At 69.4% G+C, this 26,559-nt stretch carries 32 protein-coding genes; 19 read left to right on the top strand and 13 right to left on the bottom strand.

Annotated features, from left to right (window positions below):
* Window positions 1–500: 500 nt before the first annotated feature.
* The 4 genes from FXF50_RS16895 to FXF50_RS16885 form a co-directional block, all read right to left on the bottom strand.
* On the bottom strand, window positions 501–1,169 hold the full coding sequence (locus FXF50_RS16895) for an HAD family hydrolase (protein ID WP_255510075.1): 669 nt from the start codon (window positions 1,167–1,169) through the stop codon (window positions 501–503).
* A 14-nt stretch (window positions 1,170–1,183) separates the two neighbouring features.
* Window positions 1,184–1,426: a VOC family protein gene (locus FXF50_RS29350; protein ID WP_255510074.1), complete on the bottom strand. Its 243-nt coding sequence runs from the start codon at window positions 1,424–1,426 to the stop codon at window positions 1,184–1,186.
* A gap of 2 nt (window positions 1,427–1,428) precedes the next feature.
* Window positions 1,429–1,590, bottom strand: a complete 162-nt coding sequence (locus tag FXF50_RS29345) for a VOC family protein (protein WP_187399704.1) — start codon at window positions 1,588–1,590, stop codon at window positions 1,429–1,431.
* Between the two features lie 540 nt (window positions 1,591–2,130).
* Window positions 2,131–2,424 (bottom strand): hypothetical protein, encoded by a 294-nt coding sequence (locus FXF50_RS16885; RefSeq protein ID WP_148428918.1) that lies wholly within the window; start codon window positions 2,422–2,424, stop codon window positions 2,131–2,133.
* 442 nt (window positions 2,425–2,866) lie between these two features.
* Between FXF50_RS16885 and FXF50_RS16880 the strand changes: the two genes are divergently transcribed.
* The 5 genes from FXF50_RS16880 to FXF50_RS16860 all read left to right on the top strand — a co-directional run bounded on the left by FXF50_RS16880 (window position 2,867) and on the right by FXF50_RS16860 (window position 7,453).
* A complete protein-coding gene (locus FXF50_RS16880) occupies window positions 2,867–3,316 on the top strand; it encodes a hypothetical protein (RefSeq protein ID WP_148428917.1) in 450 nt (149 codons plus the stop codon).
* 227 nt (window positions 3,317–3,543) lie between these two features.
* Window positions 3,544–3,846, top strand: coding sequence for a hypothetical protein (locus FXF50_RS16875; RefSeq protein WP_148428915.1), 303 nt, complete (start codon window positions 3,544–3,546; stop codon window positions 3,844–3,846).
* 374 nt (window positions 3,847–4,220) lie between these two features.
* A complete protein-coding gene (locus tag FXF50_RS16870) occupies window positions 4,221–4,817 on the top strand; it encodes a hypothetical protein (RefSeq protein ID WP_148428913.1) in 597 nt (198 codons plus the stop codon).
* 985 nt (window positions 4,818–5,802) lie between these two features.
* Window positions 5,803–6,270 (top strand): DUF5959 family protein, encoded by a 468-nt coding sequence (locus FXF50_RS16865; protein ID WP_148428911.1) that lies wholly within the window; start codon window positions 5,803–5,805, stop codon window positions 6,268–6,270.
* A gap of 439 nt (window positions 6,271–6,709) precedes the next feature.
* A complete protein-coding gene (locus FXF50_RS16860) occupies window positions 6,710–7,453 on the top strand; it encodes a hypothetical protein (protein ID WP_255510073.1) in 744 nt (247 codons plus the stop codon).
* A 182-nt stretch (window positions 7,454–7,635) separates the two neighbouring features.
* Here the strand turns inward: FXF50_RS16860 and FXF50_RS16855 are convergent, their stop codons facing one another.
* The 4 genes from FXF50_RS16855 to FXF50_RS16840 form a co-directional block, all read right to left on the bottom strand.
* Entirely contained in the window at window positions 7,636–8,835 is a 1,200-nt protein-coding gene (locus FXF50_RS16855) for a PKD domain-containing protein (RefSeq protein ID WP_222866067.1), read from the bottom strand.
* A gap of 904 nt (window positions 8,836–9,739) precedes the next feature.
* The gene (locus tag FXF50_RS16850; protein WP_255510072.1) at window positions 9,740–10,366 is read right to left on the bottom strand and encodes a hypothetical protein; all 627 of its coding nucleotides are present in this window, start codon (window positions 10,364–10,366) and stop codon (window positions 9,740–9,742) included.
* A 748-nt stretch (window positions 10,367–11,114) separates the two neighbouring features.
* Entirely contained in the window at window positions 11,115–11,585 is a 471-nt protein-coding gene (locus FXF50_RS16845) for a DUF6331 family protein (RefSeq protein WP_255510071.1), read from the bottom strand.
* A gap of 30 nt (window positions 11,586–11,615) precedes the next feature.
* Window positions 11,616–12,035, bottom strand: coding sequence for a DUF6086 family protein (locus FXF50_RS16840; protein ID WP_148428907.1), 420 nt, complete (start codon window positions 12,033–12,035; stop codon window positions 11,616–11,618).
* Window positions 12,036–12,330: 295 nt separating this feature from the next.
* Here FXF50_RS16840 and FXF50_RS16835 point away from each other — a divergent pair, with 295 nt between their 5' ends.
* Entirely contained in the window at window positions 12,331–12,810 is a 480-nt protein-coding gene (locus FXF50_RS16835; RefSeq protein ID WP_370464122.1) for an N-acetyltransferase family protein, read from the top strand.
* A gap of 59 nt (window positions 12,811–12,869) precedes the next feature.
* Here the strand turns inward: FXF50_RS16835 and FXF50_RS16830 are convergent, their stop codons facing one another.
* On the bottom strand, window positions 12,870–13,430 hold the full coding sequence (locus FXF50_RS16830; protein ID WP_148428905.1) for a metal transporter: 561 nt from the start codon (window positions 13,428–13,430) through the stop codon (window positions 12,870–12,872).
* Between the two features lie 164 nt (window positions 13,431–13,594).
* Here FXF50_RS16830 and FXF50_RS16825 point away from each other — a divergent pair, with 164 nt between their 5' ends.
* From FXF50_RS16825 to FXF50_RS29335, 10 genes are all read left to right on the top strand, one after another.
* Window positions 13,595–14,590: an ABC transporter permease subunit gene (locus FXF50_RS16825; protein WP_148428903.1), complete on the top strand. Its 996-nt coding sequence runs from the start codon at window positions 13,595–13,597 to the stop codon at window positions 14,588–14,590.
* Window positions 14,591–14,762: 172 nt separating this feature from the next.
* A complete protein-coding gene (locus FXF50_RS16820) occupies window positions 14,763–15,668 on the top strand; it encodes an ABC transporter ATP-binding protein (RefSeq protein ID WP_148428901.1) in 906 nt (301 codons plus the stop codon).
* A complete protein-coding gene (locus tag FXF50_RS16815; protein WP_148428899.1) occupies window positions 15,665–16,684 on the top strand; it encodes an ABC transporter permease subunit in 1,020 nt (339 codons plus the stop codon). Before FXF50_RS16820 ends, FXF50_RS16815 begins: the two co-directional genes overlap by 4 nt.
* A gap of 63 nt (window positions 16,685–16,747) precedes the next feature.
* Window positions 16,748–17,119, top strand: coding sequence for a VOC family protein (locus tag FXF50_RS16810; RefSeq protein WP_148428897.1), 372 nt, complete (start codon window positions 16,748–16,750; stop codon window positions 17,117–17,119).
* A 102-nt stretch (window positions 17,120–17,221) separates the two neighbouring features.
* Window positions 17,222–18,244, top strand: coding sequence for an ATP-binding cassette domain-containing protein (locus tag FXF50_RS16805; RefSeq protein WP_148428895.1), 1,023 nt, complete (start codon window positions 17,222–17,224; stop codon window positions 18,242–18,244).
* Window positions 18,241–19,050 (top strand): ABC transporter permease, encoded by an 810-nt coding sequence (locus tag FXF50_RS16800; RefSeq protein ID WP_148428893.1) that lies wholly within the window; start codon window positions 18,241–18,243, stop codon window positions 19,048–19,050. Before FXF50_RS16805 ends, FXF50_RS16800 begins: the two co-directional genes overlap by 4 nt.
* A 173-nt stretch (window positions 19,051–19,223) precedes the next feature.
* Window positions 19,224–19,379 carry a hypothetical protein gene (locus tag FXF50_RS29340; RefSeq protein ID WP_187399703.1) on the top strand — a complete coding sequence of 52 codons (156 nt, stop codon included), beginning with the start codon at window positions 19,224–19,226 and terminating at the stop codon, window positions 19,377–19,379.
* Window positions 19,380–19,382: 3 nt separating this feature from the next.
* Window positions 19,383–19,727 (top strand): helix-turn-helix transcriptional regulator, encoded by a 345-nt coding sequence (locus FXF50_RS16795; RefSeq protein ID WP_148428891.1) that lies wholly within the window; start codon window positions 19,383–19,385, stop codon window positions 19,725–19,727.
* A complete protein-coding gene (locus tag FXF50_RS16790; RefSeq protein ID WP_148428889.1) occupies window positions 19,724–20,164 on the top strand; it encodes an SRPBCC domain-containing protein in 441 nt (146 codons plus the stop codon). The genes FXF50_RS16795 and FXF50_RS16790 overlap by 4 nt, the downstream gene beginning before the upstream one ends.
* Before the next feature lie 44 nt (window positions 20,165–20,208).
* A complete protein-coding gene (locus FXF50_RS29335; protein ID WP_187399702.1) occupies window positions 20,209–20,376 on the top strand; it encodes a hypothetical protein in 168 nt (55 codons plus the stop codon).
* Window positions 20,377–20,434: 58 nt separating this feature from the next.
* On the opposite strand, the gene argS is transcribed toward FXF50_RS29335, so the two are convergent.
* The 4 genes from argS to FXF50_RS16775 all read right to left on the bottom strand — a co-directional run bounded on the left by argS (window position 20,435) and on the right by FXF50_RS16775 (window position 24,280).
* Window positions 20,435–22,153, bottom strand: a complete 1,719-nt coding sequence (gene argS / locus FXF50_RS16785; protein WP_148428887.1) for an arginine--tRNA ligase — start codon at window positions 22,151–22,153, stop codon at window positions 20,435–20,437.
* A gap of 281 nt (window positions 22,154–22,434) precedes the next feature.
* Window positions 22,435–23,493, bottom strand: a complete 1,059-nt coding sequence (gene trpS / locus FXF50_RS16780) for a tryptophan--tRNA ligase (protein WP_148428885.1) — start codon at window positions 23,491–23,493, stop codon at window positions 22,435–22,437.
* Window positions 23,494–23,582: 89 nt separating this feature from the next.
* Window positions 23,583–23,750 (bottom strand): hypothetical protein, encoded by a 168-nt coding sequence (locus tag FXF50_RS29330; RefSeq protein ID WP_167364291.1) that lies wholly within the window; start codon window positions 23,748–23,750, stop codon window positions 23,583–23,585.
* Window positions 23,751–23,836: 86 nt separating this feature from the next.
* Window positions 23,837–24,280, bottom strand: coding sequence for a PRC-barrel domain-containing protein (locus tag FXF50_RS16775; RefSeq protein ID WP_148428883.1), 444 nt, complete (start codon window positions 24,278–24,280; stop codon window positions 23,837–23,839).
* Window positions 24,281–24,605: 325 nt separating this feature from the next.
* Here FXF50_RS16775 and FXF50_RS16770 point away from each other — a divergent pair, with 325 nt between their 5' ends.
* The 3 genes from FXF50_RS16770 (at window position 24,606) to FXF50_RS16760 (ending at window position 25,956) form a co-directional block, all read left to right on the top strand.
* A complete protein-coding gene (locus tag FXF50_RS16770) occupies window positions 24,606–25,034 on the top strand; it encodes a hypothetical protein (RefSeq protein WP_148428881.1) in 429 nt (142 codons plus the stop codon).
* A gap of 62 nt (window positions 25,035–25,096) precedes the next feature.
* A complete protein-coding gene (locus FXF50_RS16765; RefSeq protein ID WP_148428879.1) occupies window positions 25,097–25,666 on the top strand; it encodes an alpha-ketoglutarate-dependent dioxygenase AlkB in 570 nt (189 codons plus the stop codon).
* Window positions 25,667–25,701: 35 nt separating this feature from the next.
* Window positions 25,702–25,956 (top strand): SCO4848 family membrane protein, encoded by a 255-nt coding sequence (locus FXF50_RS16760; RefSeq protein WP_148428877.1) that lies wholly within the window; start codon window positions 25,702–25,704, stop codon window positions 25,954–25,956.
* The last annotated feature ends 603 nt before the right edge of the window (window positions 25,957–26,559 follow it).

Below are 26,559 nucleotides of genomic sequence, written 5' to 3'. Positions count from 1 at the left end.
GCTATGGCTGGGGCCCTGGATGAGCTGGCCGAGGTCTTGCCCGTCGAGGAAGACAGAGCCCGTGCTCGGACGGAAGCAGGGGCTGCCCGTGGCGAGGCAGCAGAGCTGCGTGCGTCGGCCAGACCGCCGCATGGCAGTTGATTGAGGGCGCTGGCTGCGCTGTCCTCGGTCGACTGATGCGGACAGTCGTCCGCCAACTGATTTGCGACATCCCGACCGGCTGCCCTCCATGCAGGGCCGAGCCACGTTCACCGCCGAGGTCCGCGACGCCCTCGGAGGGCGCGACAAGGTCACCGAGCGGATCCGCGTCTGGCTGCAGTTCGGCACGCCCGATTGAGAGCCGCGCCTCTCGCAACTACAGCCTTCGCACCCCCACTGCCCTCGTCGTTCCACTCGTCCAAGGACCTCACCAGTCAGGTTGAAAACAGCTCACTGGAAGAATCGGACATCTTTCCCGAAGTGCATAGGGAAACCTCGACAAACCAAGAACCGAACCAGCTTCAAATTCCGGCCAACGTCAGCACGTGATCGAATCCGCGAAGCTGGGCTGGCGAACTCACCATCGGCAGTACCAGGGCCGGTATCCCGGCGGTCACGGAACCGCCGTCGCCGCTGGGATGGTCACCGACCATCAGCGTTCGATCTGGCTGTGCCGCCAGGGCGTCGAGTGCGGTGCGCCAGATCCGTACATCGGGTTTGACGAAGCCGACCTCGTAGGAAAGAACGAATGCATCGATGTAGCGGTCAAGCCCGTGCCTCGCAAAGCATTTGCGAATGTCCCAGCCGACGTTACTGACCACGCCAAGGCGAATATCGCGGGCACTCAGCGCGGCGAGAGTGGACGACGTGTCCGCGTACGGCTCGAGCGCTTCGGCGTGCGTTTCGTGCAGCGCTCGCGCAAACGGCAAGTCCACCCCACGGATTTGCTGCAGGACAGCCAGAATCGTCCGGTCCCACACCTGTGGGTCCAAGTCCCGGGCGATGTGAGCAGGGTCCATAGCCGTCGTCCGCAACAACTCAGCGAAATCCGAGGCAATGCGCTGCGCCTCACCGACGGCCACCTCCCGGCCGACCAAGGCCGCCGCGCTGCCGACCCAGCGGTTGGGTTCCCTGGCGAACAGGGTCCAAGCGAAATCGAACAGGACGGTTGTCACGGGCTTCGAAGGCACCAGGTCACCCTAGATCAGCGGGACCATTGACGTCGACCATGATGCTCCTGACTGCGCTCGACGCAGAACAGGTTGCCCTCCGGGTCGGCCCTGGTCACCCAGCCGGGGCCGTTGGGGCTTGCGATGATCCTCGTACTCGGGTCGCGCCCGAGCCCCTTCAGCCGCACGACCTCCTCATCGCGTGTCCCGTCGGTCGGCATGACATCGATATGCATTCGGCGACCGGTTATTGGTTCAGCGGCTTTCCCCTCGGGCACCTTCAGGAAACTAATGGCGGGGCCCGGCCATCCGGGTCGACGATCGACGCGTTATCGGGCTCGTCGAAGCCAGATTCCTTGACATAGCCGAGGGCCAGCGCCCAGAAAGCGGCGATCCGCTGCGGATGGTCGGCATCGCATCCCAAGGTCCAAAAAGTCGCCATGACGCCAACGTACGGGGGCTGCGACCCGCTGTCATCGGCAGATCCGTGCGCCGACGGCCTGCTGTCTAGTTCCCTGGCACATGTCGCACGTCAACTGACGGAGAGCTGTCGCGCATCTCTTGTCGGACGACAAGGGCGCTGGCTACGCGCATTGCCGAATTCCGCTCTATCAGATCAAGGCGGCCCGCAAGCGGGCCGCGCCGGCCGGCCCCGGCCTGCTGGCGACCTCCGGCCGGCATCGGCCGGGCCGGCCGGCCACACTGAATGACAACCAGGACCCGAAGACCTCGGGGCTCCGCCCCGAACCCCGACCCTCCTCAGAGATCAGCCGCGGCTCACCTCGCCGGGCACCACAAGGGCTACCAGCCTCCCCGGACGGGGCCAAGGTCGTTCGGACGTAGGGCGCTCCACCTTGTCCCCGTCCGGGGAGGCTGGACGGTCTGGCGACTGCCCGACGAGGAGATCCGCTAAGTTAACCCGCCGTCCTTCCCCACCATTCATGGTGCGGGCAGGTCGCGGGCCAGCGGTGCTCATCTGGCCTCAGCCGATGTGCAGCAGCAATACCTGGTCATCGCGGAGTTCGGAGATGCTGTCGCGCAACAGCCTCAGCCCATCCAAACCGGCCATGCCGCTCTCCTCAAAGTCCAGCCCCATTTCTTCGAAGTGGGCGGCCAACTCCTCCTCGCGGTGCCCCGCGGGGTCGAGCTGATCTAGGAACCGCTTGTGTGCTGGAGTGATGAGCACGGCCAGGTCGTCCACCTTGTTGATGGCCGCCGACTCGGCATCGAACTCCGACTGCTCCAGGTCTACGTCGCGCTCCTCCAGATAGCTCAAGACGTGCAGCATGCAGTACCCGGACCAGTCGTAATCTTCCCGCGGCTTGCGTCCGTGTTCGGCTAGGTAGGAGCGGAGTGACGATGACGATGTGCGGGCGAGGCGGGCCAGCTCGGGGACGCTGCTCCTGGGGACCAAGGTCAGTGACGCGATTGCAGACAACGCACCCTCCGTCGTACGGACTCTGCCGCTCGCCGTCGAGGACAGATCTCAGTCAGCCTGCCGGGCAGGCTACTGGGAGGGAGCGGCAACGTGTCAGCGGAATAGCTGCGGCGGCCGATGGCTGTCCAGCCATCCATACAGCCAAGACCACCCGCTGGCACCGACGCCGGCCGACAACGCCAGACCGGCTGACCAGGAGCGCGAGCACCTGACCAGCCATCCGCGATCTTCTTCTAATCCCAAGGCCGGCGCGCATACGGCACCCCGATACGGTGCGGCCATGCTCAGGGAGTTTGCGCGGCGGAAGTTCTCCAGGCTGACCGCATGGACTGGTGACGACGGTCCGGTGCCGGCTGAGGCTGACGTGGTCGGTGTTGAGTACCGGGGCCGCCTCGGGCATCCGTCCTCGTACGGCTTGCTCATGGCGCGTGCTGCCGACTCTCCAGGGCTGCAGATCGACCTCAGCCCGATGCCCGTCGCGCTGTCCGTTCCAGGTGACGAAGTCACGCTCGGGCTGACCGAGCCGGAGTACGCCGGCGCCCTTCATACCGCGGGCCGCTCGCTCTGTAGAGGCTTGGTCATCACGGGCGTAGGCGAGGGTCTGTATGGCTCCTCGGTCGTGGTCTTCACCCGTCTGGTGGCTGTCGTATCCCTGCTGTTGGCAGCAGGCCTCATGCCGGTCGACGAAGCTGACCTCTGGGCAACCTGGGACGATGCTTGGCCTGACTAGCCGGCAGTGTGGCGTTAGGACGAGGCGCGCCAGTGCGTCGTGGCTTGCTGCTTGGTTGCCGTGGGGCGTCGGGCCATCCACGGGCCACAAGGTGGTGTCAGCAGAGGCCAAACAAGGCCGTCGACGGCCAGGCCGACGAGGTGAAGCACCGTACGCCGCACCGATCCTGTGCGATTCCCAAGCTGACAGTGATGGCGGCGACGGTTCCAGCGCAGCAAGATCAGCACGTGGGCCAGCTGCCGGAAGATGTCAGGTCGTGTTACCGGTTCTTCGCGTTCTACCTCGCCAACGGCACGCTGTGCCTGGACCTCCTGGACGGGATCGACTACCGGCCTGCCCTGATGCAGTTCGGCTCGACGCTCGAACAGGTCATGGCGATCTTCTCCAACGTGCTCGACGTCGACGAGCACGGCCGGGTGACGAACGCAGGCGATGCCGAGTGGCGCGCCGCGCAGTACATCCGGCGCTACTCCGACCGGGAGTACACGGTTGAGCCGCCGTTCGAGGCTTGGGAGCTGGAACTGCCGTGAGGACGGACGGGGCCGGTAATGACAGCAACGGATGACAGCAACGGCGCTGGACAGACCGACGCCGCAGCGGACGAGTAGTGCGCTGCGACCAGTAGTTGCAGACCCCTCCGCACCGAGCCGGACAGTCCGGCCAAGGCTACGGATCAGAAGGTTAGGGGTTCGAGTCCCTTCGGGCGTGCAGAGCAGGGAAGCCTCCGACCAGCCGAAACGGCGAGGTCGGGGCTTTCTCGTATCCGTCCTCGGCGGCGCGGGTGCAGCTGTGGGAGCCACGCTGAGAGCCGCTGGCCGCTTCACTGCCCGAACAGCGCACGGGATCTGGCCTCCGCAGCCGAACGGCGGTCGCCTTCGTCGCCACGAATCCCTACGGTGGTGTGATGAAAGACGAGGCTGACGCTGGTCGGCGAGCAGGGTCGGCCAAGGTTGCGGTGGGATTCGCAATCATCCTTGTCGTCTGCGCTGTCGGTGGCTACCTCGTGTGGCCCGTCTTGGCCGAGCCGGTCTACATGGTGCGCTCATTCTTCAACCGTGACTGCTTCGCCGCACCGGACGAGCCGGCGAAGCTGGCTGGCGAGGCGATCTTTCAACAGCTGCCGGCAGGCGCGTCGCCCGTTGGAGGGCCAGCCACGCTACCTCCCTGCACCGAAACTGGTCCCGGCAGTGAGAGCCAGATCTACGGCGTGGTGACGGTCGAGTATCGCAGCGGACTGTCGGACAAAGACATCCAAAGCCACTACGAGACGGTCGCCCGCGAGTCGGGGTGGGCACCCGAAGCCTCAAACGTCCGGCTGCTATTCGCCAAGAAAATGGTCCGGGATCGTTGCCTGTGGCTGCACGTCTTTCACGACCCCACTCATCGGCCCGGCTCCTACAGGGTGACGATCGACTTCTGGCCCAAGTACCAAGACCACTTCTGCAATGAGTCTGACCCGGTGCTGCTGAACGAACCGACTACTACACCGCCGCCGCGATGACAGCAACGGCGCTGGACGGACTGACGCAGCAGCGGACGAGTAGAGCGCTCCGACCAGCCGCTGTCGATCCTCCTGCACGAAGCCAGACACCCCGGCCGAAGCTACCGATCAGAGGGTTTCGCTTGGGAGCCACGCGTGGGAGCCACCCGGGCGAACAGAGCCGGACGAGCCCGGACCGTTCCGGTTGCCGAGAGCGCGGCGACCAAGGCGACGCGGACGTTGCCGAACGGCTGCGGAGTGGTCTTGGGAATCTACGGATCAGAAGGTTAGGGGTTCGAGTCCCTTCGGGCGCACAACAGGTGAGGGGCCGTCTCGGGAGACCGAGACGGCCCCTCTTTCGTGCGGTACAGCAGCAAAGAACAGCAGCGGTCGTGCCGACTGCGTGTCGTTCAGGCGACCACGATCGGAACTGACGCGGCAGCCAGCTTCCCGCGCGATCAGCCACAGCGATCCCGAGGCGACGACGGCCGGGAGGGGCTGTGTCCATGCCGGCTAGCTCGACTCGGACGCAGCGTGACCTGTTGCCGAATGAGCCTGTACTAGATCAAGGCGGCCCGCAAAGCGGGCCGCGCTGGCCCGGCCCCGGCCTGCTGGCGACCTCCGGCCGGCATCGGCCGGCCACGCTTGGGATGACCAAGACCCGAAGTGCTCGGGGCGCTGCCCCGAACCCCGGCCCTCCTCAGAGATCCGCCTCAGCTTCGGTCCGTCTAGCCAACGCTAGAAGAATCAAAGCCACGCAGCGTAGGAATCTCGCCGCTGCGGCGGCATCACGACCGGTTGAGCGCGCTCTTCCAAACTGACGCTCGCTGACCCCAGCCTGACCCCAGTGCAACGCCAACGGCCGCCACCGGATGAACGCTGGCGACGAGTGAGCAGAGAGGCGACGCGGGTGACGGCGGATGCGGGACGCTCCTACGGACCAGCTCGTTGCTCCTAATCGGCCGGGCGTGATGACATCCTGAGCGAAGCCGTTGAAGGAGATCTGATGTCTGAGGCCCGTCCCGTAGATCTCATCCGACTTGCGGACGAGGAGAACAGCGTCATCGTCCGTGTCCTGGGCCGCCTTGAACCCGGCATCCTCGCGCATCACGATCACCTTCGCGCGGAAATCGTCGTGCACAGCGGATTCGCCCGGGGGCAACTCGCGGCGCCCCTGGCTCGCCATGACCTTGACGACTGGGAGCGTGCGTTGGACGCGCTGGAGGCCGGGCAAAGCGTCCGATGGATGGACGATGGCCGTAACCCGGAGATCCAGGTCGAGCGGACGGACAACTCTCAGTATGTAGAGGTCCTCGTGATCGATCCCGTGATGTCGATGACCTCCGTTCGCGTCGCTGTGTGCCTGTCCGATGGGTGGCTCGCCGATCTGCGCGACCGGCTGCAACTGGTACGCCGAACCTGGCCGACCGAAGTGATTGAGACGCCGTACGGCGCACTGGCTTGGCGGACGTGACCCGCTGGGGACGTCATTGCTACGGATCAGAGGGTCTGGCTTGGGAGCCACGCGTGGGAGCCACCGGGGCGAACGGAGCCGGACGAGCCCGGACCGATCCAGTTGCCGAGAGCGCGGCGACCATGGCGAGGCGGAGGTTGCGGAATGGCTGCGCAGTGGTCTTGGGGATCTACGGATCAGAAGGTTAGGGGTTCGATTCCCTTCGGGTGCGCAGGGTTCAACAGCGTTTGACCAGGGAAAACGCCTCTCCACCCATTGAGGTCCATCGACTGGAGGGGCGCTTTTTCGTGCATCCATGGATGCACGCTCAGCGCAAAAACAGGCCGATCGTGGCCAAGGGTCACCAAGCGCAGCGTTCCTGCAGCGTGCGAAAGCGGTCGGACGTGGTGGCGAGGCCTGTCGACGAGTCAGGTGCTCGGGTGGTCGCACCCGCTACCTCATGCCGGGCGCGATCCTGCTGAGCCTCCCGCACGTGGGGCACCGGCTCGGCACCGCCCAGACGACGGAAGAACGGTCGTCGGTCGGCGGCTACCTGGCGGTGCTGCGGGACCGTCCGTTCCGGCGGCTCGTCATCTTCGGCCTGGTGCTCACCACCTGCGGGTACGCGCAGATCGAGGTGGGGTTCACGGCGTACGCGATCCGGGTCGCCGAGGTGACGCCGCGGGTGGTGGCGTGGGCCCTCGCGGGCAACACCGTGATGATCGTGCTCTCCCAGCTGGTGGTGATCCGGCGCACGGAGGGGCGCAGCCGGACCGCTGCCCTCGCCGCGGTGGGCGCCGTCTTCGCGACCGCCTGGCTGGTCCTGGGCGCGGCCGGCCTGATCGGCACCGGCAACGCCCTGGTTGCCGCGCTGGGCGTGGTGGCCTGCGCGGCGATCTTCGGCTTCGGCGAGACGATGCTGTCGCCGGTCATGCCGGCCCTGACCAACGCGCTCGCCACCGAGCTGCCCGGCCGGTACAACGCGATGAGCTCGATGATCTTCGGGGTGAGCGGGATCATCGGCCCGGTCACCGCCGGCCCGCTGATCGGCGCGGCGGACGGGAAGATCTGGGTCGCCGTCGTGGTCGGCGGCTGCCTGACCGCGTCCCTGGTGGCCCTCTCCCTGCGGCCGTTGCTGTCCGCCACTCAGGACGGGCGCTCCGCCCCCGCCCCGGCCCGGGAACCCGCTCCCGTCCCCTGCTGAGAGCGGCCCGACCCGACGTCGGGCAGCGGCGGGCCGAGGTCACGTCGCACCGCAACGCGTACCGGGTGAAGCAGGCGGGCGGGGCCCTGCGGACGCGGGCCCAGGTGGATCTCACCTGGGCCCGTGCCGCAAGAGCCCCGCCCGAAGTCGCCGCTACGCCACCGCGCGCGGGCGATCCTGACTCAGCTGCTGACCTTGACCGGGTTCGAGAGCAGTTCGTTGTCCGCCGGGAGGGCGTCCGTGTGCTCCGTCAGCCACGCCGTGGCCTTGAACGTGATCTTTCCGGTGGCCAGGTCGTCGCTGGTCACCGTGTAGTTGAACGAGTAGCGGGTGGTCTGGCCGGTGGTGGACACCTTCACCAGCTGGCTGGAGGACCCGACCTCGACGAAGCCGGACGGGCCGCTCTTGTAGAGGGTCACCCGGACGGTGTCGGGGTACCGGGTGTTCTTGAGGTAGACGCTGACCCCGATGGTCTGACCCACCTTCGCCGTCGCCGGCACGTTCATCCGGTCGATCGAGATGTCGTGGGTGCGTACCTGCACGGTGTGGGAGATGGAGTCACTCCGCCCGTCGGGCGTGCGCACCGTCAGCTGAACGGTGTAGTCGCCGTCGGCGGCGTACCGGTGGCTGGGGTACTGGCTCGTCGAGGTCGTTCCGTCGCCGAAGTCCCAGGCGAAGGAGAGCTGTCCGCCCGCCGGGTCGTAGGAGTTGCTGTAGAAGCTGATGGTGTCGTACGAGCTGGGATCGCTCGAGTAGTAGGAGAACTGCGCGTCGGGGTTGGGCGCGACGTTCAGCGTGAAGGTGAACTCACCTGGGGTTCCGTTCGCCTCGACCTGGAAGAAGTAGGTCGTTCCCTCTTCGGCCAGGAAGGTCAGTGGCTGCGAGTTGTAGTTGCCGCGGCACCCCACCTGGGACAGGTTGTTGAGCGAGGTGCCGGTGTAGGCGGCAATGCCGCCGTAGTACGAGGTCGTGCTGGCGGTGATCGACCGGGTGGCCGTGGCGGTGTACGAGTACCACACCGTGTTGACCGGGTTGAAGCAGGACGAGGGCTCCCCCGCCTCGGCACCGGCGGTGCTGTAGTCCTGCGTGTTCGAGTAGGGCAGCGCGCCGATGCTGATGCGGTTGGCGAAGTTGTCGTTCGCCGCCGCCTGGATCTCCTCCACGGAGAACACCAGCGACCCGCCACCGTTGCTGCCACCGCCGCAGCAGCGGCCGAGCAGGAAGTAGTACGTGGTGCCTGCCGTCGCGGTGAAGGTGATCTGCGACTGCACTCCGTTGTAGTCGTCGTTGCACGCCACGAGGCTCAGCGAGCCCTCGCTGCCCGTCCATGCGCCGATCGTGGTGTCGTAGCTGCTGCCGAACGTGTTGGCCTTGACTCGCATGTCCGACGTCGGAGTGAAGGAGTACCAGACCGAGCCGTTGCTGTGGCAGTCCGAGGGGTCGCTGGGATCCCACGTGGCGTCGCTCGTGTCAAGCGTCGTGCTGAACGGAAGACTGTCGATCGCGGCAGCGGCGCTGAAGTCGTCGTTCGTCGGTGCAGCGAAGGCCGCGGTCGGTCCCGCGGCGACCAAAGCCATCACCCCCGTCAGCGCAACCACAAGCCGTGCAAGATGGCGTCTGACCACTTTTCCTCCTGGTCCCCGTGTGCCAATGACTGGCTGTCATGGGGCAAGGCGGCACGCGAACCGAAACCGTTACATGCGTCCATACGCCGGCGACTTCGCGGTCAGGTACGCGGTGAAGGCGTCTTGAAGCGCAGCCCGCAGGAGCCGATGCGCGTAGCGGATCGAGCCATCGGGCAGGACCCCTCACAGCACTGCCGAGGCGACCCCTGTACGTGCGAGCAAGCCACTGGTAGCTGGCGAGGGTCGAGGGCCGCACGCGCTCAGCCGCGATCTCCGTGAGCCAGTAGGTCAGGTACTCCCCGCCGTCGCACCCGTTGCCGGAAGGCGGACACCCGCAAGCGCATCGACTTGAGCTTCACCAGCGCGGCATGAGCCTCATCCCAGGTTGCGCCGTAGACGCTCTTGCGGATCTTCCGCCCGTCCGTGGTGAACACCCAGACGCGCGCCTCGAAAAGCCCGTCCTTCCGTTGCCGAATGTTTCCCTCGCCATTGCGGCGAACGCGACGACCCCCACCGTTCGGTGCAGTCATCCTCGCCGGGCACCACAAGGGCTACCAGCCCCCGGACGGGGCCAAGGTCATTCGTCCGGTAGGGCGCTCCACCTTGTCCCCGTCCGGGGAGGCTGGACGGTCGGAGACTGCCCGACGAGGAGATCCGCTTCCTAGCCTTGGAGCCGTTGCGCCCAGTACACCTGCCCATCGGATCCCATGTAGACCAAGGCCAACAGCAGGTCCGAAATCGCAACCGGTGCAGTGGCCGCCCTGACCGCCTCCCGTTGCGGTCCCTCCAGATACGGGAAGCGCGCGACGAACGTTAGCGGCGAAGCGTCCCCGTCGAACACGGCCAGTCTGGAGCCGTAGCTCCACCAGGTGTTTCCCTCTTTGACGTCGCCTGCGCCCTGTAGCCAGGGATAGCGCTCCGGGATCTTGTTCTCCACCCCGGCGTTCCCGACGCTGATGGCCTCCTGCCGTGGCGACGACGCGCTCTGCCGTGGCGACGACGCGATGAAGCTTCCCACCTTGCGGTTGACGCGCTTGTCAATGAGAAAGATCGCGAAGTATCCGCCATCGAGTGGCTTGGGCGGAGTCCGCCAAGATATCCGGCCCAGCACCAGCTGATCGCGTCCGTTGGACGCCGGCGCGTTCTCGCCGAGCGCAGCCTGAGCCTCCTCTTGGCTGACGAACGTGAGTGAAGACTTGATGGCCAGCGCCTCCGGACCGTAGGGCGGGTGGTTGTGCCACCAGCGCCAGCCGACGAAGACCACCACCGCCAGGATGACCGCCAACACCAGCCCGGTCCTTCGCCACGTCATGCGCGACAGTGAACCATGCGATCATCAGGCGATCAGCCATCCGTGATCTTCTTCTAATCCGAAATCCGGCATGGGTCATCCGTGGGCCAGTAACCGTGGCGCGCAGCGGGCACGAGCGGGCACGAGACGCGACCGGGCCGACCGCTGCCCAAAGGTGTTTCGGACATCACGACCGCTTGAGCACGCTCTTCCAAACTCACATTCCCGGCCGCCCGACCCCGCAGTCCGCATCTAGTCCGCAAGAGGCCGACCGACAGCGGGGGAGTGGTGTGAGATGTCAATGCCGGTGGCCTGCGGGAGATCGAAAACTCCCAAGCTGCCAGCCTCTGACCCCAGCCTGACCCCAGCACGACGCCAACAGCCGCCACCGGATGAACGTCGGCCACGAGCCAGCGGGGAGGCGAGGCGGGTGACTGCGGATGCGGGATGCTCCTACGGATCAGAAGGTTAAGGGTTCGCGTCCCTTCGGGCGCGCAGTAGGTGAAGGGCCGGCTTCCCGTGACGGGAGACCGGCCCTTGATCATGTTGACCCCCACGGCGCTGCCCCGACGCCTACCCGTCGAACAGGAAGCCGAGCCGTTCCGCCGTATCCTGCTGCACCCTCCGGGTGGCCTCCACCAGATCGGCTCGGTGACGTTCGGGAAGCTGTGCCGAGCACATCCTGGATCCGTTCGAGTGGCACGCCCTGGTCGTAAAGCAGCGTCGCTCACCAGGGGCGTGGGTCTTACGACGTATCGCCGGCCGCTAGCCCCGCTTCGAGGGCGGACAGGAAGTCCAGCAACTGACGCCGTCCCGTGTAGTCGCGCGTGCGGTGGTTCAGGAAGGTCGACGTGACGCGGTGCGAGCGGTCCTCGACCACGTCGATCAGCTGGGCGAGTTGACGCCGAGCCTTGGCCACGGCGATCGGCCCCACCTGACGGCACCACGCCTCGATGACGGTGGGATCGGTGGAGACGGCGTCGATCCCGCAGCACTCGCGGACGCACACGAGCTCGCAGAAGACGATGCAATTGCTCAGCGGCGATGGTATTTCGACCGACACGTCCGCCATTGCCGCTCCTTCCGCTGAGCCCGCCGCAAAGGTGACGGATAGGCGGCGCTGGCTCGCCCCCGTTGGGATCAGCCGGCCGTCGCCCTGAGGGAAGCCCCAGGACGCCGGCTTGTTGTTGTAGTTCGAATCCGTCTCGGCCGACATCGGTCGGCCGGACACGATCACGTGATGTGGTCAACGCGGCATGGCTGCGGCGTGCTTCCTGGCGAGTTCGTGCAGGCCCGCGGGGTCGCCCAGCGGGCGGATCCCATCGGGGCCGACGGAGACGTCCCTCGGGTCCAGCCTGGCAGTGGCCTGGAGCGAGGGCACGGTTCGGCCGGCGCGGTCAACCATGACGAGCGCGGTGGCGGTGAAGCCTTCCAGCAACGACCTGAGGATCGCGTGGCTTGAGGACAGGTACTGCGCCACCAGCGCGTCCACGAAGCCGACGAACACGTCGAGGTCGATCTCGTAGTCGTCGGCGCGCATGGGGCCGATCCCGGTCGGTACGTCAACCAGTTCAGCGACCGCCTCGCTGGTACGGACGAACAACTCCGCGACTCGGTTGGAAGGGTTCCACAGGACGAGGTCGCCCGCCTGAAAGTACTGGCTCATATTCTGATGATCACGGATCGGCGATCAGACGGCCGAAGCGCCCCGGCGGCGTCTGCGCTCCATGTGTTCCTGGACCTCTGGATCCAGAGGGAAGCATTCCAGTCCTCGTGCTGCGGCTCCGAAGATGGCGGCATTCCGACGATCTGCGTCCCGCTCCACGGCTGCTCGTGAGGGCTGCCGGGATTGCGGTGGCGGCTGCCGGTGCGGCGACACAAATGTTCACGGCGCTGGGGTTCCTCGCCCCGCTGCGGTCCCCGATGGCGAAGACCGAACGACGCCTGCCAGCATGCCGGGGATGAACTCACCGGTGGTCACCCTGCGCGGGATGCGTCAGGACGAGTACGAGAACTACACGGCACGACGGGACCTGGAGTACGTCCGGGCGCTCGCCGAGACGATGCCGGCCGAGGCCGCGACGGAGAAGGCGCGAGAGGATCGAGCCCGGTTCCTGCCCCAGGGACTGGCGACGGAACGCCATCACCTGCTGGTGGCCGAGAACACCGCAGGCCAGGTCGTCGGCCACGCGTGGGTCGGCTTGGAGGAGCCACGCACCAGGACGACGGACACCGCGTGGCTCCACGACATCAGTGTGGAGGAGCCCTACCGGCGATCCGGCTACGGGCAAGCGATCCTCGCGGCCGTGGAGGCGTTGGCACGGGAAGCGGGGGCGCTTCGGCTGGGGCTCAACGTGTTCGGCGACAACGCGTCCGCGATCTCGCTGTACCAGAGGTGCGGCTACGAGGTCACGACCCAGCAGATGGCGAAACGCCTGTAACGGAGAGAGCGTGCGGACAGGGCCTCCCGTTCGGGAGACCGGCCCTCTGGTTCGCAGGGTCAGAAGGTGCGGGTCGGGTCCCACTGCCGGTTGGCCTCCTCGGCCGCCCGGCGGCGCTCGACCGCGGCGCGCTTGCTCGCGTCCGCCCCGCGCATCGACGCGCCGACCGCGACGGCGCCCAGCCACGCCACGGTGCCCATCACGGCGACGGCCCGGAAGCCGCCGGTGATCCAGCAGGCGAGGATGACGGCGAGGCCGCCGGCGGCGATGCCCCAGCCCCACTGGGTGGGCAGGTGCCGCAGCGCCGAGGCGACCAGCACGGCCAGCGCCAGCGAGGCGATGGGGCTGGGCTCCTGCGGCAGGTCGGCGACCTGCGAGACGAGGATCGCCACGGCGACCACGACCAGGCCGGCGACGGCCGTCCAGGTGCGGTTGATCCGGCGATCCAGCGCGAGCAGGGACACCACCGCGGCCACGGCGGTGTCGAAGACCGCGTAGCTGCCGCCCCAGCTGTCGCTGATCATGTAGGCGGTGAAGGCCATGCCCAGCACGGCTGCCAGGGCGAAGGCGGTGTCGAAGGCGATTCCGGCCCCGCGGGCCGACCGGTCCGAAGTGTCCATGCGACCCACGCTAGGTATTCGCCGGGTCGACCGAACCGGTCAAAAGTACGGTCCGGGGCGCGGTGAACCGTGCTCTGGGCCGATGTTGGGCGGCGCCCGCCTCTCCAGGATGTGGTCATGCCTATTGATGAGTCGTGTCCGTTGCCGCGGGTCGAGGTGCCGCGATGATCTGGATGAGTTGGCGGCAGTTCCGCACCCAGGCCCTCGTCGGCGTCGTCGCGATGGCGCCGCTGGCGGCCTACCTCCTGTTCACCGGTCTGGACATCCGGCAGGCGTACGACCGCCACCAGGACCGGTGCGCGGTCGCCGACCGGTGCCTGGACGCGATGAGCCAGTTCCAGGACGACTACCGCACCCGGCTGCTCTTCCTCGCCCTGCTGCTGGCGATCATCCCGGCGGTGCTGGGCGTGTTCTGGGGTGCGCCGCTGATCGCCCGGGAGTTGGAGTCGGGCACGCAGCGGCTGGTCTGGAACCAGAGCGTCACCCGGCGCCGCTGGCTGGCGGTCAAGCTGCTCTTCGTCGGCCTGGCCAGCATGGCGGTCGCGGCCCTGGCCAGCCTGCTGCTGACCTGGGCGGCGAGCCCCTACGACAAGGTGTCCGGGGAGCGGTTCGCGGCGCTGGCGTTCGGCGCCCGCAACCTGACGCCGATCGCGTACGCGGCACTGGCCTTCGTGCTGGGCACGGTCATCGGGCTGCTGATGCGCAAGACGGTGCCGGCCATGGCGGTGACCATCCTGGCCTTCACGTTGCTCCAGTTCCTGATACCGAACATGGTGCGGCCGCACCTCATGGAGCCGGTCAGCGCGACGAAGGCGATGCCCGCCGACGCGCTCCGCGAGCTGCGTGGGGTGGGCACCGACGCCACGGTGAAGGGCCTGAGCATCCCGAACGCCTGGGTCACCGGCACCAGCAAGCTGCTCACCGCCGGCGGGCAGCCGGTCGACGCCCGGACCATCGACACCTGTCTGACCAGGCCGCAGTCGGGCGGCGCCGCCGACACCGCGGCCTGCCTCGGCGACCGGAACCCGCACGTCACGGTCGACTACCAGCCCAACAGCCGCTACTGGTCGTTCCAGTGGATCGAGTCGGCGCTCTACCTCGCGCTCGCGGGGCTGCTGGCCGGCTTCGGCCTGTGGCGGATCCAGCGCCACGTGAGCTGAGCGCCCGTTCGTCACGGCGGCGCCGGGGAACCCGTTTCCCCGGCGCCGCCGCGCGTGCTTTTCCGCCGTCGGGGGCGGGCGGTGGGAAACCAGTCAAAAGTACGGTAGCCAGAAGCGCCGACCCTACTTTGGACCGATGCTGCGGCAGAGCGCGATCCGCAGGATTGACGCTATGCCGCAGGAGAATTCCTATCCCGCACTCCAGGCCGAGGGTCTGACGAAGCAATACGGCAAGCGGCTGGCGCTGGCCGACTGCACCCTCAACGTCCCCCGCGGACGGGTGGTCGGCTTGGTCGGGCCGAACGGCGCCGGCAAGTCCACGCTGCTGAACCTCGCCTGCGGGCTGATCACGCCGACGGCGGGGACCCTGCGGGTGCTCGGTTCGCCTCCGGCGGCGAACGCGGCGCACCTGGCCAAGGTCGGGTTCGTCGCGCAGGACACCCCGGTCTACGGCACGTTCACCGTGGCTGACCACCTGCGGATGGGCGCGAAGCTGAACCCGTCCTGGGACCAGTCCCTGGCCGACCGGCGGATCGCGCAGGTCGGGCTCAACCTCAAGCAGAAGGCGGGCCGGCTCTCCGGCGGCCAGCGCGCCCAGCTGGCGCTGACCATCGCCGCCGCGAAGCGCCCGGAGCTGCTGATCTTCGACGAGCCGGCCGCCGCGCTGGACCCGCTGGCCCGGGACGGGTTCATGCAGAACCTGATGGGGTTCGTCGCCGAGCTGGGCGCCAGCGCGATCCTCTCCTCGCACCTGCTCAGCGACGTGGAGCGGGTCTGCGACTACCTCATCGTGCTCTGCGCCTCCCGGGTGCAGGTCGCCGGCGAGGTGAAGGACCTGCTGGCTCAGCACCACCGGCTGGTCGCCCCGTGCGGCGAGCTGGACCGGCTGCCGGCGGAGGTCGAGGTCATCCGCATGCAGCACACCGACCAGTACAGCCGCGCGGTGGTGCGGGTGGCCGGCGCGCTGCCGCGTACGCCGTGGAGCGTCGAGCCGGTCTCGCTGGAGGAGATGGTCCTCAGCTACATGACCCGGGCGGCGGGCGTCTCCACCGGCCTGGCGGGGGAGGCCGTACGGTGATCTGGACGACCTGGCGGCAGTTCCGCGGGCAGGCCCTGGTCGGCGTCATCGGCCTGGCCCTGATCGCCGCGTACTTCCTCTATCTCGGGTTCGACATCCGGGACTCCTACGACAACTACCGGGCGCAGTGCGCCAGCCTGGCCGACTGCGGCCCGCAGCTGAGCCAGTACAGCGCCGACTACGAGAACACCCTGCTCTACCTGGCGGCGCTGCTCGGGCTCATCCCGGGTCTGCTCGGCATGTTCTGGGGCGCGCCCCTGGTGGCGCGAGAGCTGGAGGCCGGCACCCAGCGGCTGGCCTGGAGCCAGAGCGTGACCCGCCGGCACTGGCTGGCGGTGAAGCTGGCCCTGGTGGGGCTGGCCAGCATGATGGTGGCGGGCGCGGCCAGCCTGCTGCTGACCTGGGCGGCCAGCCCGGTCGACCAGGTGGCCGGCAACCGGTTCAGCACGATCCTGTTCGGCGCCCGGAACATCGCGCCGATCGCGTACGCGGCGTTCGCCTTCGTGCTCGGGACGCTCATCGGGCTGCTGGTGCGCCGGACCGTGCCGGCCATGGCGCTGACCATCCTGGCCTTCGTGGTCTTCCAGTTCCTGGTGCCCAACGTGATCCGGCCGCACTTCCTGCCGGCGGAGCACCTCACCATGCCGATGACCGTGCAGGCCATCAACCGGGCCCGCAGCCTGGGCAGCATCACCGGCGCACCGGTGGTCAAGGGCCTGACCGTGCCGGACGCCTGGGTCACCGACGTCAGCGAGCTGCTCACGAAGACGGGTGAGCCGCTGGACGAGGGGATCTTCAACGAGTGCTTCACCAACGCCCCGGAGACCGGCACGGCCGCGGGCCCGTACGGGGACACGGCCGTCTGCCTGGCGAAGCACGACGTGCACGTGGAGATCGCGTACCAGCCGACCAGCCGGTACTGGTCGTTCCAGTGGCTGGAGTCGGCGTTCTACCTGGTGCTGGCCGGGCTGCTGGCCGGTTTCGGGTTCTGGCGGCTCCAGCGCCGCCCGAGCTGAGCCCCGCCGCTGTCGGCGGCAGTTCCTTGACAGGTAGGAATTTCCCTACCTATTGTCGTCGACATGAGCATCAAGGGAGTCAAGCTGATCACCGTGCCCGTCTCCGACCAGGACGCCGCGAAGCGGTTCTACGTCGAGCAGCTCGGCTTCGAGGTGTCGCAGGACTCCCAGATGGGGCCCATGCGCTGGCTCGAGGTGGCGCCCAAGGGATCGCCGGTGAGCTTCGCGCTGCTGCCGAGCGTGCTGGGTGTGCCAGTGGGCGGCCTCAAGGGCGTCCAGCTCTTCACCGACGACCTCGACGGCGACTGCGAGAGCCTGCGCGCCGCCGGCGTCAAGGTGGACGGGCCGAACGCCCGCCCGTGGGGTCGTGACGCGAACTTCTCCGACCCGGACGGCAACGGCTTCGTCCTCATGTCGGCGCACGCCGACCAGTAGGTCGACGCGCCCCGGCTCGGCCGCCCCGACCTTTCCCCCCGGGGTCGGGGCCCCGAGCCGGCACAGCCCGACGGACTCCCGGTCCTCAGTTGAGAGAGTGCCATGTCATTGATGATCGAGGCCGTGGGCCTCCGCAAGTCCTTCGGGAAGGTCGTCGCCCTCGACGGGCTCGACGTGCGCCTGGAGTCCGGCCAGGTCGCCGCGATCCTCGGCCCCAACGGGGCCGGTAAGACCACCTTCCTGCGCATGATCTCCACGCTCACCCGGCCGGACGCCGGCACGCTGCGGGTCTGCGGCATCGACGTGACGGCCGAGCCGACCCGGGTCCGCCAGCTCATCGGCCTCGCCGGACAGCACGCCACGGTCGAGCCCGCGCTGACCGGGCGGGAGAACCTCCAGATGATCGCGCGACTGTTCGGCCAGGACCGGCGCACCGCCCGGGCCAGCGCCGAGGAGACGCTGGAGCGGCTGCGCCTCGGCGAGGCCGGCGACCGGCTGGTCCGCACCTACTCCGGCGGCATGCGGCGCCGGCTCGACCTGGGCGCCAGCCTGGTCGGCCGCCCGCAGGTGCTGCTACTCGACGAGCCCGCCACCGGGCTAGACCCGCAGAGCCGGATCGAGCTGTGGGACACCATCCGGGCGCTCACCACCGAGGGCACCGACGTGCTGCTCACCACGCAGTACCTGGAGGAGGCGGACCGGCTCGCCAACACCATCCTGATCATCGACCACGGGCAGGTGATCGCCTCCGGCACGGCCAAGGAGCTGAAGAGCCGGGCCGGCCGCGACATCGTGGAGATCCACGTCCGCGACCGGGAGGACCTCGACCCGGCCGTGCGGGCGCTGACCCGGATCGGCGCCGAGACGCCGGTCGTCGACCACGGCTCGCTGATGGCCTCGGTGGCGGTCGATTCCGGCCCGGAGCGGCTCCGCGAGGCGTTGCACGAGGTCAGCGAGCTGGGCGTGCACGTCGAGGACGTGGCCCTGCGCCGGCCCACGCTCGACGAGGTGTTCCTGTCCCTGACCGGGTCTACCCCGGCGGGCGAGCCCCGTGGCGCCGAGCCGCGGTCACCCGAGTCCCCCGCGGGCATCGAGCCCGAGACCGTGTCGAGGAGTTCCCGATGACCGCCGTGGCCGCGCCGCACCCGGCCAGCAACGCCCGCCTGCTGCCCAGCGTCGGCGTGCTCACCGGTCGTGCCCTGCGCATCTACCGGCGTACGCCCCAGTTGCTGATCCTGCGCATCGTGCAGTCGGTGGCGTTCCTGCTGATCTTCCGGTACGTGTTCGGCGGCGCGATCGGCACCGGCACGATGCGCTACGTCGACTTCATGGCGCCCGGCCTGCTCACCGTGGGGATCATGTTCGCCACGATCGGCACCGCGCTCGGCGTGGCCGAGGACCACGTCGGCGGCCTCTTCGACCGGCTGCGGTCGCTGCCCATGCCGCGCAGCGCCGTGCTCACCGGCCGGGTCCTCGCCGACCTGGCCATGACCGTCGCGGTGCTCATCCCGACCATCGCCATCGCCCTCGCGGTGGGGATGCGGTTGCACACCGACTGGGGCTCCGCGCTCGGCGCGGTGGGCATCCTGGTGCTCTTCGGGTTCGCCTTCGTCTGGATCTTCGTGGCGGTCGGGCTGCTGGCCGGCAGTGTCCAGGCGGCGCAGGGCATGTCGTTCATCGTGATGCCGGTCAGCTTCGCGTCCAGCGCCTTCGTGCCCACCTCCAGCATGCCGGGCTGGCTCCAGGCGTTCACCGCGCACCAGCCCGTGACGGTGGTGGTCAACGCGGTCCGCACCCTCACCCAGGGCGCGCCCGCCGAGGCGCTGCTCGGACACAGCACCGGCTACTACGTCACCCGGGCGCTGATCTGGATCATCGCCCTGACCGTGGTCTTCGCGGGCCTGGCCATCGCCCGCTACCGGAGCCGCTGACCGTCATCACGGTCTCCGTGTTGGACCAGGACCGGGCGAGATTCCCGCCGACGTGCGGGACCTGACCATGCGGCCGACGCGCTGGTTGCAGGTGGGTTCGGAAAGGGCGCCACGGTATCGTTCTGGTGCCGGGTCGCACCGGTTTCTGGCCAGGTGACCTCCAGGGAGTCCAGTTGGAGACCAACGACCTCGACGCCGACCGCGCGCCCATGCGCGCTTCGGGCGGGACGGTGGACGGCCCGCACGGTCGGCCGTGCGGGCGCGACGGCACCTTCGTCGACCCCGACGGCAACGGCGTCGTCCTCGTCACCCGCGAATCCGGCGACTGAGCCATGTCCCCGGCCACCGGAGTGGACGTCTTCGCGGCGCTGGCCAGCCCCGTGCGTCGCGACCTCATCCGGCTGCTTCGCGATGGTGGTCCGCAGTCGGTGCAGGATCTGGCCGCCTCGTTCGACATGCGCCGGCCCAGCGTGTCCGAGCACCTCAAGGTGCTCCGCGACGCCGGCCTGGTGACCGAGCGCCGCAGCGGCCGCAAGCGGCTCTACCGGCTGGAGCCGGAGCCGCTCATGGACCTGCGCGACTGGCTCACCCCCTACGAGCGGTTCTGGCGTGAGCGGATGAGCGACTTCGCCGCGCTGGTCGCCGAGGAGTCCGCGATCGAGGGGAAGTCGGCGTGACCGAACGCGGCAAGATCGAAGTCGACCAGTTCCTGCCGTACCCGCCGGCACAGGTGTGGCGGATCCTGGTCGATCCCGATCTGATGGCCCGCTGGCTGATGCCCAACGACTTCAAGCCGGTCGTCGGTCACCAGTTCACCTTCCAGGCCAAGCCCATGCCGGCGCTGCACTTCGCCGGCACCATCCACTGCGAGGTGCTCGCCGTCGAGCCGGAACGGCTGCTCCGGATCACCTGGGCGGACCGCAGCGGCAGCGGCCTCGACTCGGTCGTCACCTGGCGGCTGCAGCCCGAGGGCCGGGGCACCCGGATGCTGATGGAGCACACCGGATTCGACCTCGACAGCCCGTTCCAGGCGATCGCCCACCGCACCATGGGCAGCGGTTGGCGCTCCTCCGTGGTGCGCTCCATGCTCAACGTGCTGGAGCAGGTGCCCTGACCCACCTCGACGGGTGCTGCCGGTCGGCCGGGGGGGACGGCGGCGTGCTCGTGGTGGTCCCGGTGCCGGACGTCGACGCCACCGTCGCCGCCCTCCCCGCCGGCACGGTCGTCGCCGCCCCGGCCGACCGCCCCGGCTGGGGCGTCCGCCCGGCCTACCTGCGCGATCCGGAGGGCAACCTGGCCGAGGTGCAGACCTGGCTGCCGCGCTGAACGACCCGGCGCCGCCGCCCGGCGTGGTCCGTCCGGTCGGCCGCCGGGCCTCGGCGGATCACAGCCGCTCCGGGGTGCGGATGCCGAGCAGGTGGAGGCCCTGCCGGAGCACCCGCGCGGTCAGGTCGCAGAGCACCAGCCGGCTCTCCCGGACCGGCTCGTCGGCCCGCAGCACCGGGCACCGCTCGTAGAACGCGCTGAACGCGGCGGCGAGCCGGGACAGGTAACCGGTCAGGTGGTGGAACTCCAGGCTCTCCGCCACCGCGCCGACCACCGCCCCGAAGCCGACCAGCTCGAAGGCGAGCGCCCGCTCGGCCGGCTCGGCCAGCGAGATCCCCGCCTCTGGCTTGGCCGCCACCCCGGCCCGCCGGAAGATCGACCGGATCCGGGAGTGCGCGTACTGGAGGTAGGGCGCGCTGTTGCCGTCCAGGGACAGCATCCGCTCCCAGTCGAGCACGTAGTCCTTGTGCCGGTCGCTGGAGAGGTCGGCGTACTTGACCGCGCCGATGCCGACCGCGCGGCCCACCTCGGCCGCCTCGGCCTCGCCCAGCTCCGGGTTCCGCTCCCGGGCCAGCGCGGCGGCCCGGGCCACCGCCTCCTCCAGCAGCCCGACGAGCTTCACCGACCCGCCGGCCCGGCTGCGCAGCATCCGTCCGTCCGGCCCGAGGATCGAGCCGAACCCGACGTGCTCGGCCCGGGCCGGCGGGGCCAGCCAACCGGCCTCCGCGGCGGCGGCGTAGACCATCTCGAAGTGCCGCCGCTGCGGCAGCCCGACCACGTAGAGCAGCCGGGTCGCGCCCAGCGTCCCGGTCCGGTGCCGGATCGCGGCCAGGTCGGTCGCCGGATAGCCGTACCCGCCGTCGGACTTGCGCACGATCAGCGGCAGCGGTTCCCCGTCCCGGCCCACCGAGCCGGGCGGGAACACGCAGGCCGCGCCGTCGCTGGACCGCAGCAGCCCGAGCCGGTCCAACTCCTCGACCACCGGGCCGAGCAGGTCGTTGTAGCTGCTCTCGCCGTGGAAGTCCCGCTCGGTGAGGGTCACGTCGAGCAGGTCGTACACGGTCAGGAAGTAGCGCTCGGACTGCTCCACCAGCAGCCGCCAGAGGCGCAGGGTGGTCGCGTCGCCGCCCTGCAACGCCACCACCCGCTGCCGGGCCCGCTCGCGGAACGCCTCGTCGGCGTCGAACTTGGCCCGGGCCGCCTTGTAGAACGAGTCCAGGTCGCCCATGGACAGCTCCTGCGCGGCCTCGGCCTCGCCCAGGTCGACCAGGTGCTCGATCAGCATGCCGAACGGCGTGCCCCAGTCGCCCAGGTGGTTGGCGCGCAGCACCCGGTGCCCCAGCCACTCCAGCAGCCGGGCCGCCGCGTCGCCGATCACCGTCGAACGCAGGTGCCCGACGTGCATCTCCTTCGCCACGTTCGGCGCCGAGTAGTCGACCACCACGGTCTCCGGTGCGGCGGCCTCCGGCACCCCGAGCCGTGGGTCGGCGGCCAGCGCGGAGACCAGCCCGGCCAGGGCGTCGTCGGCCACGGTCAGGTTGAGGAAGCCCGGTCCGGAGACCTCCGCGGTGCTGCACAGGCCGGCCAGCTCCGCGCGCTCCAGCACCTCGGTGGCGATGGCGCGCGGCGGCCGGCCGAGCCGCCGCGCCAGCGCCAGCGCCGCGTCGGACTGGAAGTCCGCACGCTGGGAGCGCCGCACGACGGGGTCCACCGGCCCGCCGGCCACCGTCGCGAACGCCGGCGCCAGCCGGTCGGTCAGCAGTTTCTCCAGATCCATGGGTACGCCGATCTCGCTCGGATCCGCCGCTCGCGGATCACCGGATGAGGATGCGGGCGGACCGAGGACGATCGGCGATGACCGGCGGCTCGATCCGCCGGTCGCAGTGAGGAATGCTCAGCGCAGGCGGTCGCGGGACCGCCGGCGTCGCAGCGCGCCGACCAGGACGTCGAAGGACGCCGTCGGGTACGCGTGCGAGCTGGTCATGCGAGCAGCCTAACCGGCCGGCCCGGGGGCGGCGCAAGGCCGTACCCGGGCCGGCCGGCCGGCGTACCGACATCTCAGGCCGGCGTGCCGACAGCCTTGCGGTAGCGCTCGGCCCGCCGCCGCACCTGGGTGTACGCGCTGGTCAGGCCCATCGCCCGGCGCACCTCGACCAGGGTGCGGCGCACCTCGGCCCGGGTCCGCTCGGTGCCCTCGACGATCAACTCGTCGACCAGGCCGCGCTGCCCCTCGAACCGGGCCCGCCGCTCCCGGACGGGGTCGAGGAACCGGTTGAGCGCGCCGGCCAGTTCCTCCTTGACCTCGACGTCGCCGACCCGGCCGGCCCGGTACCGCGCCTTCAACTCCTCGACCGTCGCCCGGTCCGGATGGAACACGTCGAGGTACGCGAAGACCGGGTTCCCCTCGACCGTTCCCGGCACGTCGGCCCGGACCCGGTTCGGGTCGGTGTACATCCCCATCACCTTGCGGCGCACCGTGGCCGGGTCGTCGGAGAGCGCGATGGCGTTCCCCTTGCTCTTGCTCATCTTCCCCGCGCCGTCGGTGCCGACCAGGGCGGGCGTCTCCGACATGATCATCTCCGGGACGGGGAAGACCTCGCCGTAGAGGTGGTTGAAGCGCCGGGCGATCTCCCGGGTCACCTCCACGTGCGCGGCGTTGTCCTTCCCGACGGGGACGACCTGCCCCTTCACGCAGAGGATGTCGGCGGCCTGGAGGACGGGATAGCCGAGCAGCCCGTACGGCATCTCCTCCTTGCCGGCGTCCCGGCTCATCTCCTTGAGCGACGGGACCCGTTCCAGCCGGGGCACGGTGACCAGGTTCTGGAACAGGGTGTTCAGTTCGCCGACCTCGGGGATCGCCGACTGGAGGTAGAAGGTGGCCCGGTCCGGCTCGACACCGGCGGCGAGGATGTCGGTGACCATCTCGCGGGCGTTGTGGGAGACCTGCTCGATGTCCTCGCGGCTGTTGCGCGTGGTGAGCATGTGCAGGTCGGCGATGATGAAGAAGCTCTCGTAGCGCTGGTGCAGCTTCACCCGGTTGGCGATGCTGCCGACGTAGTGGCCGAGGTGCAGCCGCCCGGTCGGGCGGTCACCGGTGAGCATCCGTGCTGCGGACATGGTCGTACGCCTCTCATTGCTGGTCGGTGGAGGACGCGCGGGCGCGCGGAGGAGACCCGGGGTGTGCCCGGATCAGTGGAGGTGGCTCGTCAGTGCGAGCGCCGCCATCGCCCGCCGGCGCGGAACCGCAGCCCACCGGCACGGAGGACGTCGAGGATCTGCTCCCGACCGTCGTCGACACGGGCCGGGAGAACCGGAGCGGCAGCCGCCGGGAGACCGTCGAGGGTCTCCGGGGCGCAGGTGCTCGGCCGGACCATGCCTGACACGGTAGCCGGTCCACCGCTTCCCGCGCAGACCGGAACGCGCGACGGCCCGACCGGCCGCCGCGCGTCTCCCGCCCTGGTCAGCCCCGCCGGTAGCTCTCGGTGTAGTAGTTGCCGACCTGCTCGCGGTACTCGGTACGACCGAAGTCGTCCGGGTCGAACGCCGGCGACTCCTTGACCTGCTCCCGCGTCCGGTCCACGTGCACGACCCGCTCCAGGTGGTCGACCCGGGCCACCGTGCCGACCGGCAGCAGCACCTTCCGGCCGAAGATCCACGGCCCGGTGTCCACCACCAGGTAGCCGGCTCCGGCGTCGTCGCTCGCCCCGTCGATCGCGCCGATCCGGCCGTCGGTCGCCTCCACGCGGTAGCCGGTGAGGTCGATCGGGGTGCCCGGGCCGGGCGCGTCGGGGCCGTCGGCGCCACCCTCAGACCGCTGCCTCGGCACGTCGTCCGGGCGCGTCTGCTCGTAGCCGCCGGCGAGGGCGGACGGGTCCCGCCAGATCCACGGATTGAACGGCTGCATCCTGGCCACCTCCGGGTGTCGTCGTGTCGCCACCGAACAGTGCCCGAACGTCGAATGCGGGAAACACGAAAGCAATTCCAAATTCATCGGGGTGCGTTTATGCGAGATACCTCATAATCGGTGCCCACCGATCGGTCCCACTGCTGCCTTCCTGGTGGCGGGCCGCGCACCGGCCGCCCGACACACCCGGAAACGGGCCGGAGTGGCCACCGCGCACATTCGTCCGGCTGCGGTGCCGACACCATTCTGGTCCCGCATCCGTACGCACCAGGGAAAGGGAAAGCAGATGCAGCGACTCATTCGACGAATCGGGATCGCGGGGGCCGTGACGGCCGTCCTCGTCGGGGTGGCGGGCACCGGCGCGCAGGCCGCGGTGGTCAACCCGTACACCCCGGAGGCGCTCTGCGGCCTCGGCTTCGTCGCCGTCGACCAGGACCCGATCCACGACACCGCCACCGGCGCACGGCTCGGCACCGTCCACCTGCTGCGCAACCCCCTCACCGGGTACGGCTGCACGGTCACCCTCAAGTCCGCGTACGTCGGCACACTCACCGGGACCCGCGTCTACCTGGACCCGGAGTGGACGACCTTCGGCATCGACGAGGGCAGCCGCCGCTACGCCGCCGGCCCGGTCCACCGCTACCTCGGCGCGGGCTGCGCCATCTGGGGCGGCTCGATGACCGATCCCACCGGCGCCGTCCACCACCACGACCGCGCGAACCCGGCCATCGGCGGGGCGGTCACCTGCTTCTGACCCACCGGGCGGCGGGCCGGTTTCGCGCGGCGCGCGGGCCGGCCCGCCGATACGTTCGCCTCATGGGTCGGATGCGAGGCACTCACGAGCGGCCGGTGGGGCTCACCTACCAGCCGGACCTGGTCGACGACGACGAGGAGCGTTCCCTGCTCGCCACCCTCGACGCGCTCGACTTCCACGAGGTCCGCATGCACGGGCAGATCGCCCGGCGCACGGTCCGGCAGTTCGGCTTCACCTACGACTACGGCTCGTTCCAGCTCACCGCCGCCGAGGCGCTGCCGGTGGCGCTGTGCGGGGTGCGCGAACGGTGCGCCGCGCTCGCCGGTGTCGACCCCGAGGCGCTCGCCCAGACCCTGGTCACCCGCTATCCGCCGGACTCCGTCATCGGCTGGCACCGTGACGCGCCCGCCTTCGGGCCGACCGTCGTCGGTCTCTCGCTGGGCTCCGCGTGCCTGTTGCGCTTCCAGCGCGGCACCGGGGAGAACCGCCGGGTGTACGAGCTGGAGCTGGCACCCCGCTCCGGGTACGTGCTCACCGGGGCGGCCCGGTCGGCGTGGCAGCACAGCATCCCGCCGGTCCCGGCGCTGCGCTACTCGCTGACCTTCCGCATGCTCCGGCCCACGCGCTCATGACCTGCGCCGACGGGCCGCTGGCATACTGGCCAGCCATGGTGTTGTCGCGCGGCTGGTCGCTGTTCCTGGTCGGGGTCGGAGTCTGGACCTGGGTGATCTGGCCGAGGTTCGCGGTCGCCATCTGGAACGACCCGCGGGCGTGGTCGGCCGGCACGGTCGGCGAGGGCAGCCCCACCGGCTTCCTCTGGGTGCACGCCCTGCTCATCGCGGCCTCCCTGGCGATCGGCACGACGGTCGGGGTGCTCGGTGTCCGGGGCTGGCTCGCCTGGCGCCGCCGGCCGAGCGCCTGAGCTCGTGGGCACTCCGTTTCGACAACGCATTTGAGCAGGGGAAATAGCTCCGGGGTGATGGTGTGACGCGGGACGCTACCCCTGGATTTGACGATCAAACCCGAATCCGCGTAACTTTCTCTCTGCCAGCGCGGAACGGGGCAAACGGGACGAAGGTCCCGAGGGCCACGGACCGGGCTCGGCGCCCGGAACCACCGAGGCTGTGCCTCCACGGATCCGGGCCGGGCGGGGCTCGCCGAAACGCCGCAGGGCGGATTTGGCGGAGCGGAACCGACCGGGTAAGGTTGACGACCGGCAGGGCACCGGGCGAGCTAGCGGGAGACCGCAGCGGCCGGCCTGCCAAATCCGATGACCAAACGCAGCGGTCCGCCGCTGCGCGAAGTCGCGGGCGCCAACCCGTACGAAGCATGACAGACCGGGACACACGGTTTGACACGGCGGAGACGGTGAGGTAACATAGTAAAAGTGCCCGGCGCGAGAGCGGCGGGTGCGGGATGAACGAAATGCCCCGGACGGGGCTCCACGGTGTGGGGTTCCGGATGGTGTGTGGTTGTTCTTTGAGAACTCAACAGGGTGCTTGATAAGCCAGTGCCAAATTGATTT

This window comes from Micromonospora sp. AP08, from assembly GCF_008085935.1.
In the GTDB taxonomy this organism is placed as follows: domain Bacteria; phylum Actinomycetota; class Actinomycetes; order Mycobacteriales; family Micromonosporaceae; genus Micromonospora; species Micromonospora chersina.
This window is presented reverse-complemented; position numbering and strand designations above follow the sequence as displayed.